At 59.2% G+C, this 12,726-nt stretch carries 12 protein-coding genes; 5 read left to right on the top strand and 7 right to left on the bottom strand.

What is annotated here, in order from left to right; all coding sequences use genetic code 11:
- Positions 1-460 precede the first annotated feature (460 nt).
- Positions 461-589: a hypothetical protein gene (locus tag ACWHTU_RS08335; RefSeq protein WP_447863061.1), complete on the top strand. Its 129-nt coding sequence runs from the start codon at positions 461-463 to the stop codon at positions 587-589.
- A gap of 77 nt (positions 590-666) precedes the next feature.
- Positions 667-1,644: a hypothetical protein gene (locus ACWHTU_RS08330; protein WP_447863060.1), complete on the top strand. Its 978-nt coding sequence runs from the start codon at positions 667-669 to the stop codon at positions 1,642-1,644.
- 17 nt (positions 1,645-1,661) lie between these two features.
- Here ACWHTU_RS08330 and ACWHTU_RS08325 read toward each other — a convergent pair whose 3' ends face one another.
- The 4 genes from ACWHTU_RS08325 to ACWHTU_RS08310 all read right to left on the bottom strand — a co-directional run bounded on the left by ACWHTU_RS08325 (position 1,662) and on the right by ACWHTU_RS08310 (position 4,120).
- Positions 1,662-2,378 (bottom strand): 3'-5' exonuclease, encoded by a 717-nt coding sequence (locus ACWHTU_RS08325; protein WP_447863059.1) that lies wholly within the window; start codon positions 2,376-2,378, stop codon positions 1,662-1,664.
- An 82-nt stretch (positions 2,379-2,460) separates the two neighbouring features.
- A complete protein-coding gene (locus ACWHTU_RS08320) occupies positions 2,461-3,033 on the bottom strand; it encodes an N-acetyltransferase family protein (RefSeq protein WP_447863058.1) in 573 nt (190 codons plus the stop codon).
- Positions 3,030-3,455, bottom strand: coding sequence for an 8-oxo-dGTP diphosphatase MutT (gene mutT / locus ACWHTU_RS08315; protein WP_447863057.1), 426 nt, complete (start codon positions 3,453-3,455; stop codon positions 3,030-3,032). The genes ACWHTU_RS08320 and mutT overlap by 4 nt, the downstream gene beginning before the upstream one ends.
- A gap of 38 nt (positions 3,456-3,493) precedes the next feature.
- Positions 3,494-4,120, bottom strand: a complete 627-nt coding sequence (locus ACWHTU_RS08310; RefSeq protein WP_447863056.1) for an A/G-specific adenine glycosylase — start codon at positions 4,118-4,120, stop codon at positions 3,494-3,496.
- Positions 4,121-4,315: 195 nt separating this feature from the next.
- Between ACWHTU_RS08310 and ACWHTU_RS08305 the strand changes: the two genes are divergently transcribed.
- The 3 genes from ACWHTU_RS08305 to bcsS all read left to right on the top strand — a co-directional run bounded on the left by ACWHTU_RS08305 (position 4,316) and on the right by bcsS (position 8,929).
- Positions 4,316-5,605: an NAD(P)/FAD-dependent oxidoreductase gene (locus ACWHTU_RS08305; protein WP_447863055.1), complete on the top strand. Its 1,290-nt coding sequence runs from the start codon at positions 4,316-4,318 to the stop codon at positions 5,603-5,605.
- Positions 5,606-5,978: 373 nt separating this feature from the next.
- Positions 5,979-8,270 (top strand): glycosyltransferase, encoded by a 2,292-nt coding sequence (locus tag ACWHTU_RS08300; RefSeq protein ID WP_447863054.1) that lies wholly within the window; start codon positions 5,979-5,981, stop codon positions 8,268-8,270.
- Complete coding sequence (bcsS, locus tag ACWHTU_RS08295) at positions 8,243-8,929, top strand: cellulose biosynthesis protein BcsS (RefSeq protein WP_447863053.1); 687 nt, start codon at positions 8,243-8,245, stop codon at positions 8,927-8,929. Before ACWHTU_RS08300 ends, bcsS begins: the two co-directional genes overlap by 28 nt.
- A gap of 14 nt (positions 8,930-8,943) precedes the next feature.
- On the opposite strand, the gene ACWHTU_RS08290 is transcribed toward bcsS, so the two are convergent.
- The 3 genes from ACWHTU_RS08290 to ACWHTU_RS08280 form a co-directional block, all read right to left on the bottom strand.
- On the bottom strand, positions 8,944-9,663 hold the full coding sequence (locus ACWHTU_RS08290; protein ID WP_447863052.1) for an SDR family NAD(P)-dependent oxidoreductase: 720 nt from the start codon (positions 9,661-9,663) through the stop codon (positions 8,944-8,946).
- A gap of 387 nt (positions 9,664-10,050) precedes the next feature.
- Positions 10,051-10,590, bottom strand: coding sequence for an NUDIX hydrolase (locus ACWHTU_RS08285; protein ID WP_447863332.1), 540 nt, complete (start codon positions 10,588-10,590; stop codon positions 10,051-10,053).
- 302 nt (positions 10,591-10,892) lie between these two features.
- On the bottom strand, positions 10,893-12,464 hold the full coding sequence (locus ACWHTU_RS08280; protein WP_447863051.1) for a sigma 54-interacting transcriptional regulator: 1,572 nt from the start codon (positions 12,462-12,464) through the stop codon (positions 10,893-10,895).
- Positions 12,465-12,726: the final 262 nt, after the last annotated feature.

The following is a 12,726-nucleotide window of genomic DNA, read 5'->3' as shown; positions in this document are numbered from 1 at the left end:
TCCTTTGGAATTCGGAAATGCCGGCCAATGTGATCGGGCCGTCATCGGTCCGTCGTTTCCTCGACGGAAAAAACAGACAAGATTGCACAGCGTTTTTCTAATCTGCACAGTCGCCCTCTGAATCCCGTCCTCTCGCTCGATATAAAAGTTGGGACGCGACTCCTGAAAAAAAGGAGCCTCCCGGCCTTTTCACTGTTTTAGCGAAAGGCATAGGCCAGCACAAAAAACAAACTGTCTTTTCAATGTGTTACTGATCGCATCCCAAGTAATCGTTGAGGTGACATCTTGTGAACAATTGTCCTCCCTGCAAAACCTCATGACCCTTAAATTGAAGCCCCGAAAATATCGACTGAAGTGCGGATTGAGAGGGCATAACCTTTGCTATAAAAATGCGCAATCACTCGTCACACACAGCCGAATCACTTCGGCGCCAATTCGAACCAGCAGGGAAGTGGCCATCATGGAGCGACGAAACGATGAGCCCATCACTCAAAAGGAAAGCGGCATGAGCCTGGAAACCATGATCTCGGTCGGCGTTTTTAGTTGGCTGGCGATCGGAATGGTCTTGATGGGGCTGGGAATCTGGTAACCGGATCCGGCACCCCATCTTCCCGCCACCGTTTCTCGACAATTTTCAATTTTCGACGTTTTCAAAGGAGACAGCCCATGAACGCCCACGACCTCTCTGCACCGCTTTCCTCCTGGCTGGCGATCGGTCTCATCCTCGGCCTGATCGGCATCGTTCCGCTCGGCTGCGCCTCGCTGGGCGGCCACGGCTCGAAGATTCATCAAAGTTCCCAAGGAGCTGTCTATCTGGATGAAGCTTCGGACTGGTCGTTCGAAGCGGGCCATCCCACCGTCATCGACCCGGCCGCCATCGCAGCCGCGCTTCGCGGCGTGGCGATCGAAGTGATCCCCTCCACATCCCAGCGTGAGTCGGCTGGTATGATGAAGCCAGCCCGCGTGTTCAGCGACGAAGATATCGCATTCCTGGCTCCCCTTCTGGCGCAAGGCCTCCTGCACGCGAAACCCGAACATCTCGTCGTCTTTCACGTGAACCAGCCGACGCCTTCGGGAACGGAACCGACGTCCGGTATTCTCTACGTGCAGAAGGGCTCTCTCTATCTCACCTTGACGCATTACCTGGGGAAACAGTGGAAGTCACCGGATGTACAGGCCCGGATCGGTGCGATCCGGTTTCTTCCGGAAGGAGCGGCCCGCCTCGAGTCCGCCGCGGCGATCGGGCAAGCCGATTTGACCAGCCTGGCGATCGACCATCGGCTCCTGGCCAAAACCGCTTTCCTTCCAGCCGTTCCGGCCAAGACTGCGCCGGCCCAACCGGAACCGATGCCTGTCGCCGCGGCTGTCCCCGTCAGCATGCCGGAGCCTCAACCGGCGCCCTCGGCAACCGTACCGCACCAGGACCCCAAGAACGTCGAATTTCTAACGCTCAAACTGGAAGAGCTGCGCCGGGCCAAGGAAACGATCGATGCGAAGGACGGGCAGATCAAGGCGATGAAAAAAGAAATCGATTCGCTTCGCCGTCAACTGATCGAACGGGAAGCGGAGATCAAGGCCTTGAAAGCCGGAGGCGTAGCAGCCAAGCTGCCGCACAAGAAGAGCGCCACGGTGACGAAAAAATAACCAGCCGAGCCAGTCGCTTATTCCACTTCGATCAGCTCCGGCTGAAGCAGCACCACTTCTTTGGAGAGGGGCGGCCGGAAATTCATCCGGCAGTAACAAGCGTAGGTCACATAGGTGTCCTGCAGACAGTAGAGCGCGATTTCTTTTCCTTGCCCTTTCGCCCACATTTCCGCTACTTGGAGGCCGCTGCCGGACTTCGTTTCGACGTTCAGGGCACGGGCAAGCACATCCAGCTTGATCCAACCGCGCGAATCCCAGTTGCTCCAAACCGCCATGGTATCGTACACTGGCTCAGTTCGGAACTTGGCCAGGTTGATCTCGATGCTGGGCCTGACCTGGTGAATCACCGACCGTTTCTTGATGAACGGCAGATCGAAGCCCAGCCCGTTATGCGTGATGAATAGGTTCGGCCGCTCCTGCCCCAGTCTGGCCCAGAACTGCCGTAACAACTCCCGTTCGTTCGGCCCATACCAGGCCATTGCGCCGCGGGGTTCCATCGCGTCGGAAAACTCGATCAGCCCGATGCAGACGATCCGGCTGAAGGTCCCGTCGAACGCCGACTTTTCATAGAGCTCATCCTCGATCCGCTTCCGATCCTGCGCCTCGCCCAGCGTGAAGAGGTCATACCCGCCCTCGGCCAGCAGGTCATCCGGACGGACCGGCGTGACGCCGACCAGCCTGGCCCATTCCTCGCGCGGCGCCTGAACGGTTTCAATGTCGAGGACGACTTTCATACAGAAAGCTAATAGCCAAGAGCTAGTAGCCCGGCGCGGTAGTAACCGCCCAAGCGTTTCGCTTTCCATCGTTCACTGCAGGCTATTCGCTGCTCACTTCCCGCTCTTCGCTCATGAGGGATCGAAACATTACGATCGCATCCTGATACGTGCCATCGTTTTTCCGCACGGCGCCGGGGATGACGGCCAATTCTTGGAAGCCGAGCTTTTCCCAGAGACGTCGCGCGATCCGGTTGTCCGCGAACACGAGATTGAAGATCACGCTTCGGTACCCAAGCTGCTTGGCGTATTCCAGCATCGTCGCGCCCAACAGCCAGCCCAGGCCTTTGTTGCGCCATGCAGGCGCGACGATGAAGCCGGCATTGGCCACATGCCTCGCCCGTCCCGGCCAGTTCGGTTTGAGATAAAACGCTCCCGCCATCTCCGAGGCGCGCGACCGATCCGGCGCATAGGCCGCCACGGTGCTCTTGCCGCGAAACCAGTACTCTAGGAACTCGTCCGGATCCGGAAGCCGCTCATGCGGATACGAAGTGCCTTCTTCGACGATCACGCGGTACAGCCGTCGCAGCGGCTCCACATCCCGCTCATCAGCCAGCACCAACTGAACCGGCGAACCGTCCTTGAGCTTCGCCTCCACCGGAAATCGAATACTCATTCCGCTGAACTGTCTTTCTGCCGACGTTGCAGCGCCTCGAGCACCGGCCGATCCGCCGGCGGAAAGGCGAACTGTCCGAATTCCTCGGGAGCGATCCATCTGACCTCCGCGCAGTCCACCGGTTTCGCCTGTCCCTCCACGATCGCGCAGCGAAAGAAATGCAACTCCACCGTTTGGTCCGCATACTCATGTCGGATCACCTGAAACAGAATCGGAGCGGTTACTGTGATCGACAGCTCTTCGCGTAATTCGCGCCGCAAACAGTCTTCTAGCGTCTCGCCGGCCTCCCGCTTGCCACCCGGGAACTCCCACAACCCCCCGAGATGCGAACCGAACTTCCGGCGCGCGATCAGATAGCGGCCTTCGTGGCAAATCAGCCCGGCCGCCACCTGAATGACCGGAACAGCCTTTTCCTCACTCATAAATCGCGACGATCCGCGCCGCCGATCGAAATGGTGTTTCAACCGCCGTTCGGATCGGATGGATAGGTCCGGCAAAAGTCCTTCATCGGACACAGCAGGCAATAGGGATTCCTCGCAGTGCAGACCATCGCGCCGAAATCCATCAAGGCCTGGTTAAAATCGTACCCCTTCCCCTTGGGAATCAACGCCTCCGATAACGCCCACAGTTTGTTCTTTTGCGTCTTCGGGTCGCCCTCCCCGACGAAGACCCGATGCAAGACCCGCATCACGTTGGTGTCCAAAATCGGCGCATCCTCGTTGAAGGCGAACGCCCGAATGGCGCCGGCCGTGTACCGGCCGATGCCTTTAAACGACAACAGTGCCTCCGGTTCCCTCGGCAGCGCGCCGCCGTACCGCGCGATGGTTTCACGGGCGATGCTGTGCAACCGGTGCGGCCGAATGTTGTAACCCAACGGATACCAGGTCTTGCGGACCTCCTCGACCGGCGCCTCCGCCAGATGGGTCAACGTGGGGAAGCGCTCCAGGAACTCATGGTACTTGGGAATGACCCGATCGACCTGTGTTTGTTGCAGCATCACTTCGGATACCAGAATCTTGTAAGGGTCGGAAGTCTTCCGCCACGGCAGATCGCGCCCGTGTTGCTTGTACCATTTCAACAGACGCATCTGGAATCGCCGCTTGTACCCCGGCGGGATGGATACGTTCGCTGAATCGGGCCGACGGCCGGATCGCGACGACGATTGCTTGTTGGATCGAGAGCGAGGCGGCATGGCGAATTGGCGGCATTCTAGGAGTCCGCTGACCGAAATGCAAACGGCGTTCTTGACCTGCCTCACGGCCGCTCCTACACTTCCGCACGAATGAGCCGATCTCGATCAGTATCTGAGGAAGCGAAAGCGTGGACCCGGGTCGTCATCATCGGCGGCGGCTTCGGTGGGCTGACGGCCGCGCAATCGCTTCGCAGATCGGGACTGGAAGTCGTCCTGATCGACCGGACCAACCACCACCTCTTTCAGCCGCTGCTTTATCAGGTCGCCACCGCCGCGCTTTCCCCTAGCGATATCGCCTGGCCGCTTCGCACCATCTTCCGCTCGCGCCCGAACGTGCAAGTCGTGATGGATGAGGTCCAAGCCATCGAGAGGGTCGGACGCCAGGTCGTACTGGCGGAAGGCGAAGCAATTTCCTTTGATGCGCTCGTCGTCGCGCCGGGTTCGCGCCATTCCTATTTCGGGCACAACGAGTGGGAGGCCCATGCGCCGGGATTGAAGACATTGACCGATGCCTTGACCCTGCGCGAGCGGCTGCTGCTCTCATTCGAGAAGGCGGAGCAGTTGAAAGGCTCGCCCGAAGCGCAACGGTATCTGACCTTCGTGATCGTCGGAGGGGGCCCGACCGGAGTGGAACTGGCCGGAGCCTTGGCGGAGATCGGCCGCAAGGCCATGACGCCGGATTATCCCTCCCTCCGCTCAGCCAATCTGAAGATTCTGTTGCTGGAGGCAACCGAACGAATCCTCTCGATGTATCCGCCCAAGTTGAGCGCTCAAGCCCAATGGGCGCTGCAGACCATGGGTGTCACGGTCATGTTGAACACCAAAGTCGTGGACGTGACGCCGCGGGGAGTCTCCACGGGTCGCGAATTCATCGAAACCGTCAACGTCATCTGGGCCACCGGCAACACCGCCTCGCCGCTCATCCAGTCCCTCAAAATTCCGGTCGACGCCGCTGGTCGGGCCATTGTCCGCGCCGACCTCACCATCCCGGATGATCCCTGGATCTTCGTCATCGGAGACGCCGCCTGCTGCCTCGGGACAGACGGCAAGCCGCTCCCTGGTCTCGCGCCGGTGGCTATGCAGCAAGGACGCTACGTCGCGCGGGTGATCGCAAAGGGCATTCCTCCGGACCGGCGCGAACCGTTCCACTATGTCGATCGCGGCATGATGACGACCATCGGGCGGGCCAAGGCCGTCGCACAACTGGGGCCGCTTAAACTATCTGGCCTACCGGCCTGGCTTCTCTGGTGTGTCGTCCATATCTTTTTTCTCATCGGCGTCCGCAACCGGTTCCGGGTGATGTCCGAATGGATCTGGTACTACCTGACGTTCAGGCCCGGCGCACGGCTGATTTATTGGAAACGAGAGACGCGGGAGTGAGCGTGGAGCGCAAAGGGATAGGGCGAATCAAGAATGGCCACTTCGCCACTGCCTGGCAAGTCATAAGTCAACAATTGCTGCCTGGCACCACATCTTCCTGAGCTTGAATCTATACAAAAGCGGGGAAATTCCGAGCTGCTTCCCTCCTTACCAGAGATGTTCAGCTCGCTGGGCTGTCTGTATAATCGCAGCCCAGGCCGTTGGAGCAGCACTGCGTCAATGGTCGGTGGACCATTGGACAAACGGGAACGACGGCGGTAATCACTGTGCAAAGAACACCGTGCCCACAAGCCTGCCGCGAGCCCTCGCCGGTTCGTTCCTTGAGCAAAAGAACTCATCAGCCCTTTCTATGGATGGCACGGCGCCTTCACGCGTGACCCCCCTCTTCGACACTCTCTATAGCTCGCCGCTCTCGTCTGCTGTCACGGTGATCGCGCTCTCGATTATTCTTCCCTTGAGCCGGTCAGGCAACGGTCGACAGGCGATCCTGCTGTTAAGCTTACTGTTGTATGTTCGCTACATGGTTTGGCGAGGACTTTACACCCTGAGCACCACCGATATCGCGAGCACCGTGGCCAGTTGGGTCGTGTACCTCGCAGAAGTCTATGGGTTGCTGCAGTTCCTCTTTTTTTCCTATCAAGCATGGGCACCGACAGATCGCAGGTCCCCTCCCGTGAGACGATTCCCGACCGTAGACATCCTGGTGACAGTGGTCAACGAGCCTCTCTATATCCTGAAGCGGACCTTGGTGGGCTGTGTAGAACAGGATTATCCCCGGGATAAATTTGTGGTCTATGTGCTCGACGACGGACATCGGGACGAAGTCAAAATGCTGGCGGAGTCACTCGGCTGCACATACCTTCGGCGCTATGACCGCCCGCGGCATGCCAAAGCGGGGAACCTGAATCATGCGCTTGGCTTGTCATCTGGCGAGCTGGTGGCTGTATTCGATGTCGATCACGTGCCGGTGAAGACTTTCCTCCGCGAAACGGTAGGATTCTTTGAAGATGAGCAGGTAGCCTTCGTCCAGACCGCGCAACACTTTTACAATCCCGATATCTTTCAGAGGAACCTCTCGGTGGAGCGCCTCATCAAGAATGAGCAAGAGTTGTTCTTCCGGACGCTTCAGGCCGGCCGTGATCGGCACAATAGCGCCTTCTTCGCGGGTAGTGGCGGCCTGTTTCGGCGCCGTCATCTGGAAGAAATCCATGGCTTCCAAACCGACACTATTACGGAAGATATCCATACCAGTCTGCTGTTGCACGCCAAAGGATACAAATCTTGCTACCTGAATAAGCCTTTGTCCGCCGGGCTGATGCCGGAAACCTTCGAAGGGTACATCCGTCAACGGACTCGATGGGCGATCGGAAGCTTTCAGCTCTTTTTTAAGGACAATCCTCTGATCAAGCCTGGGTTGACCATTCCCCAGCGGATTCACTACCTTGGGTCGATCTATTATTTCCTTCATGGGTTCCCGCGTATCATTTGCTTGGTCGCTCCCCTGTTGACCCTGCTGTTGGACGTTGCTCCCGTGCACGCCGAAGCGCTCACCTTTGCCCATCTATTCGGTGCCTATTACGCCGCGTCGGTTATTGCGCTCAAGCCCATCAGCGGGGGCACCAGAAACGCGTTCTGGTCCGAGATCTATGAGGTCGCGATGTACTTCGCACTGAGTTGGGTCGCCATCAAAACGTTCCTGGCGCCTTTCAAGCAGAGGCTATTTGCAGTCACACCGAAGGGTCAAAAGATCGACCAGCACCGTCTTTGGCGAACCGCCCTCGTGATGCCGCACCTCCTCGTGTTGGGACTGCTCATCGTGAGCACGGCCAAGGGATTCCGAGAGTGGCTGACATCCACGGTAACTCCAGGCCTGGAGGTAAGCCTGTACTGGGCCTGTGCCAATCTGTTCCTCATTAGCATCGCCATCCTCGCCGCTCGCGATCGACCTCAGCGGAGGAACGCCCTCCGTTTAAGGCAGCGATTCCCCGTTGAACTCCAAACGGAATCAACTGTGGTCAACGGCACGACCTTCGATCTGACCGAACAGGGGGTAGCGGTGGAACTCAGTGCGCCTGTGCCGCCGGCCCCCGACGTTGTCTTGGTCACCCTCTTTCCTCCGAGCGGCAAAGACATCACCTTGCACGGGCGAATCACCAGACAGGATCGCAAATCGGATCGTTGTGTAGAGGTCGGCATCCAGTATCTGGATGTGGATGACGAGACCGTTCGCGCGCTGATCATCGGAGCCTTTTCGCTTCCCAACAGTTGGGCGACCGCGGAAGCCTGGTCTCCGGGCGTATTACATAGCCTGTATTCCTTACTTACCGCGTTTCGGCAAATTTCACCGCAAACACAGCCGAGGCGGCGGCGGGCCCCGCGAGTCGCTCTTCAGAAAGACTGCCGCCTTCTCTGGCAGGGACAGGAGATGTTCGGAACCACCCAGGACGTCTCGTACACAGGGCTTTCCATCCGTCTGCCGATCCCCCTGACGCTCAGTCACAACTGCGGCACAGTGCTGATTGAGAACATCGTGTTAAAGGTCGCCGCCATTTCGGCAACCAGACAAGGGAAAGAGACCATTGTGCGCTTTCGCGTGGAAGCCATCGAACATGGAGAAGAACATTGGCGCGAACTCCATTGGTCGCTCTGGCGTTTGTGCTCCTGAGTTGGCTGCCTTTCGAGGCTGGCGCGGGCGACGTCTTCACAGGCTTTCAGATTGACAACAAAAAGGAATATTTCGCGTACCTGGGTATTCGAACTCCTCTTTCAGCTCAGGAGTCGGCATTCCTGCCATTTGTTCAGGTGTTCGCCGCCGGCCTTGGATACAGTTTCACGGTGGAGGGGCAAGTTCGTGATGCCTCCGCCCAATTTACGACACCGGCGCTCGGCCTAAAGTACACGTCCGGAGCGTGGAGCTTGGTCGGGCTGGCAGGACCTCAGTTCAGATGGAAACAGGAAGACAATGGAAGAGGCGGACGAGACACGCGCGAGGATATTGGCGCCTTTGTCCAAGGCGAAACGTTTTATTGGCATGATCAAGGCAACGTTCACGCCATCTTCTCTTACACTGCTCTTGATAGATTCTACTGGGGACGGATCCGCGGGAAAGTTCTGACCTGCAGACCAGAAAACGGCGGTTACGCAGCTTACCTGGGTTGGGATGCCACAGGTATGGGCAACAAAGACTTCCACGCCGAACTCACCGGTCCGCTCGCCGAACTGCAGGTCGGCCGATTCTTTTTCCTCGTGAGGGGCGGTTACCAATATACGGCCACGTTTCGTAGCGGGACGTACAGCGGATTCGAGATCTATTTCCCGTTTTAGCAGCTTTCCAGGGCTTACCACTCCGCCCCCAGGCGATCCACCACGATCTGATGCACGACCGCATACCGCCCCAGCGTGGCGAGATAGATCGCCGTCTCGGCGATGTCGTAGGGGCTGATCTTCTCGCTGCGTTCGATCTCTTTCGGCGACGCATCGACCAGGTCGTCCGCCACTCCACCGGGGCAGATCGCGCTGACCTTGATGTTGTACGCGCGCCCTTCGTCCGCCAGCGACCTGGTCAGCGCCATGACCCCGTGCTTCGACGCGCTGTAGGTCCCGGTACCGGCCCAGGCCTGCACGCCGGCCACGCTGGACATGTTGATGATAGTTCCGCCCCCCTGATGCATCATCTGGCGGAACCCGGCCCGGCAACAGAAGAACGTGCCGCGCAAATTCGTGTTGATGACGCGATCGAAGTCCTCGGTGGCGGTCTCCGCAATTCGGCCGCCGCCCCCGATGCCGGCGTTGTTGACCAGAATGTCCAGCCGCCCGTACCGCGCGACAGTTTCGCCGATGAGCCGCTCGACCTGCGTCTCATCTGTCACATCGGTCGGAATCGCCACCGCCTTGCCGCCGCGCTCCTGGATCTGCGCCACCGTCCGTTCGCAGAGGTTCTTTCGCCGCGCGGCCACCACGACCTTGGCCCCTTCCTCGGCGAAACGCAGCGCAATAGCTTTCCCGATCCCGCTGCTGCTCCCGGTGACAATGGCGATTTTGCTGGCCAACCGTTTCATGGGAACTCCTTTGCCGCCATGGTGCTTCTGCCTGCGTCTCCTCCGTCCGCTTCACCCGCTCCGCCGATTGGCGAAATAACGTTCCGAATTATAGTCCGGCACGGTGCCTCATGAAAGATTCTGAGTGACGCTCGACAAGTTGAAGGAGTCGATCACAGGCCTTGTGGATGATCGCCCGTGGGAATTGTCCGGCGATCCGGACCTGGACCTGCAACCGGGCGAAGCCGGATGAACCGGACAGCCGCAGTGGAGGGCCAGAACGCCCGGCGCATGGAGGGGTTGGGCTGGATTACCGGGAACCGCAGGGTTTCAAGTTTCTCCATCTGGGCCAGACGGAGGAGTTGCCCCTGGCTTTGCCCCACCTCAACCGTCCGATTGGGGATAGGCCTATCGCATCGGCGGCATGACGCTGCCCACGTGGAGCATAAAACACCCCTGCTCCAAATCCCGCACATAGCGAGCCAGGGTCTCCTGGATGACCGGAAAGGCCAGCAGACCCCAGGGAATGGTTTCAGGCGCGAACAGTTGAACCTCCAGGCTCTCGGCCCCGGCCTTGAAGTCCGGGCTCCGCATGAGACCGCGGAACACCATATAGACCTGGCTGATATGAGGTAGGCTGAAGACCGCGTAAAGCGACGCGATCTCCACGTCCGCATGGGCCTCCTCGAGGGTTTCCCGCAGCGCGGCCTGCTCCGCGCTCTCGCCGATTTCCATGAATCCGGCCGGGAAGGTCCACAGGCCTGAACGCGGCTCGATCGCCCGGCGGCAGAGTAGAATCGAGCCGTTCCATTCCGGAATACAGCCGGCCACAATCTTGGGGTTCTGATAATGAATGGCCTGGCAGGCTTCGCAGACGAACCGAGGCAAGTTGTCGCCGGGCGGCACTTTCCGGATAACCGGCGCACCGCATTGGCTGCAGAACTTCATCATGGGTTGCCGTTTCGCACGAAGCGCTTTTGCCTGTGCTCGACATGGATAGCACACTTTATCGTTTCTTTGCACCCTGCCCATAGGGCTGGAAGCGGTATCCGCAGAAGAGTGCCAGCGGCAAGGCTGCAGTCTGTAACCTAGATAGAGGTTGGACCACCCGGCCCTGTTCCGGCGAGGCGCACCTGTCAAAACTGATCAGCCTGGCGCCATCACGCCGAATCCCGCTCTTTATTTTTTAATGGAGACCTCCGAATGCCGGCTGTACGAATTCCGGCTGGTGACGGGACCGATGCGACGGGTCAAACCGGTTGTCCGTTTTGTTTCCCCGCCTTCGCGCGGCGCGGACGTGTGATCCCGAGCTTGCGCATGCGCCCTCGCAAGGTGCTCGGATTCATCCCGAGCACCTCGGCCGCACCCTGCGGTCCGTAGATCCGCCCGTTCGTCCGCTCCAGAACTTTCAGGATGTGGTGGCGCTCAACCTCTTCCATGGTTGAAGGGGAAGTGGTCTGAGACAGCTGGCCGACGGAGGGCAACAGGCGTTCGTCGATCTCCACCGTAGACGAACGGCACAGAATCACCGCGCGTTCAATCACGTTCTTCAACTCCCGCACATTCCCGGTCCAGTGATACCGGACCAGCCGTTCCATCGAGCGCGGCTCGATCGTCAGATCAGGCCGGCGGAAGCGCTGGCTGCATTCGGCGAGAAAATGGCGGGCCAACAGCGGAATGTCCTCGGGCCGTTCGCGCAGCGGCGGAATGGGAATAGGGAATACGTTCAGGCGGTAGAAGAGATCGGCCCGAAAGGTTCCTTTGACGATCGCATCCATCAGATTGGCGTTCGTAGCGGCAATGATGCGCACGTTGACCGGAATCGATCGTGTTCCGCCCACACGGTCGACAAGCTGGTCCTGCAAAACGCGCAGGAGCTTTGCCTGCGCCTCTAGCGGCATCTCACCGATCTCGTCGAGAAACAGAGTGCCGCCGTCCGCCAACTCAAACCGGCCGGGGCGGCGTTGATCCGCTCCAGTGAAAGCGCCGCGTTCATGCCCGAACAGCTCGCTTTCGATCAACCCCGCTGGCAAGGCCGCGCAGTTGACCCGAATGAAGGGCTTGTCTCGCCTTGGACTCAGATCATGAATCGCCCGGGCCACGACGTCTTTGCCGGTGCCGGTCTCGCCGGTCAGGAGCACGGTGGTGTCGGTCGGGGCGACCGCCCGCACGAGATTCAAAACCTGCGCGAAAGCCGGACTCTCTCCGATGATCGGGCCCAGCCCCTGACTCCGCTTGACCTCATCGACCAGATACTCGTTCTGCTGAGCAAGCTGCTCGCTCAATCGCTTGATTTGCTCGTACGCCCGCACCTGTTCGATCGCGAACGCGACCTGCGTCGCGACGTGCTGCAGAAATCGAACATCCTGAGGATCAGGTTCCCCCGTTTGGACGCTCCCGATGTTCAAGGTGCCCAAACAGGTGCCACGAACGAGCAGCGGCAGGTTGATCATCCGGCCCAGACCTTCCTTGAGATAGTCCTCGTCTTCGAGGAAGATCCGCTCGCGATGGAGGTTCGGGCGGATGTGGACCCGCCGATGTTCGTAGACCCATCCGACCGCGCTCCCTTTCCGCGGGATGACGGAATCCGGCTGGAGAACCGGTCGTGGCAGATCCGTCACGACCGCGCAAAAGCGGAACCCATCCAGCTTGGGATCGTAGAGCGTCAGACCCGCGCGCTCCCAAGGGACCACCTGGCGGATCTGTCTGGCGATCGCCCGCCACAGGCTCTCCGTGTCGCGCTGGGAGTTCAGCACGTTCGTCACTTCAAGGAGAACCTCATAGCTCAGTTCGGTCTTGTCCGGCATCGTTGCAGTTAGCAATGGAATCCTCCCAGTTTCTGCCGTCGCGGTGCGTGGAAATGACCGGCAACAGGCGCTCCATCCTACTAAAAATTCGCCCAAGTCCGCACGATCGCTCAGCCTTGCTCCACCAAACGTCCAAAGATGCTGGGACAGGGAGGAACAGGAGAGAGGACATGAGCGCTCGTGTTATCGGTGGATGATCCCATCCAAAGAAGACAAAAGGGAGCGGGGGAACATGCGTTCCCCGGCTCCCAGTGTTATACGGTTATACGCTGACGGA

This window comes from Nitrospira calida (assembly GCF_976986435.1).
The sequence above is the reverse complement of the archived record's forward strand: the minus strand, read 5'-3'. Positions and strand labels throughout refer to the sequence as shown.

Excerpts from the sequence above, each read along its gene's own strand:
- ACWHTU_RS08335 (WP_447863061.1), top strand. The coding sequence starts at position 461 with ATGGAGCGACGAAACGATGAGCCCATCACTCAAAAGGAAAGCGGCATG.
- ACWHTU_RS08330 (WP_447863060.1), top strand. The coding sequence starts at position 667 with ATGAACGCCCACGACCTCTCTGCACCGCTTTCCTCCTGGCTGGCGATC.
- ACWHTU_RS08325 (WP_447863059.1), bottom strand. The coding sequence starts at position 2,378 with ATGAAAGTCGTCCTCGACATTGAAACCGTTCAGGCGCCGCGCGAGGAA.
- ACWHTU_RS08320 (WP_447863058.1), bottom strand. The coding sequence starts at position 3,033 with ATGAGTATTCGATTTCCGGTGGAGGCGAAGCTCAAGGACGGTTCGCCG.
- mutT (WP_447863057.1), bottom strand. The coding sequence starts at position 3,455 with ATGAGTGAGGAAAAGGCTGTTCCGGTCATTCAGGTGGCGGCCGGGCTG.
- ACWHTU_RS08310 (WP_447863056.1), bottom strand. The coding sequence starts at position 4,120 with ATGCGTCTGTTGAAATGGTACAAGCAACACGGGCGCGATCTGCCGTGG.
- ACWHTU_RS08305 (WP_447863055.1), top strand. The coding sequence starts at position 4,316 with ATGAGCCGATCTCGATCAGTATCTGAGGAAGCGAAAGCGTGGACCCGG.
- ACWHTU_RS08290 (WP_447863052.1), bottom strand. The coding sequence starts at position 9,663 with ATGAAACGGTTGGCCAGCAAAATCGCCATTGTCACCGGGAGCAGCAGC.
- ACWHTU_RS08285 (WP_447863332.1), bottom strand. The coding sequence starts at position 10,590 with ATGAAGTTCTGCAGCCAATGCGGTGCGCCGGTTATCCGGAAAGTGCCG.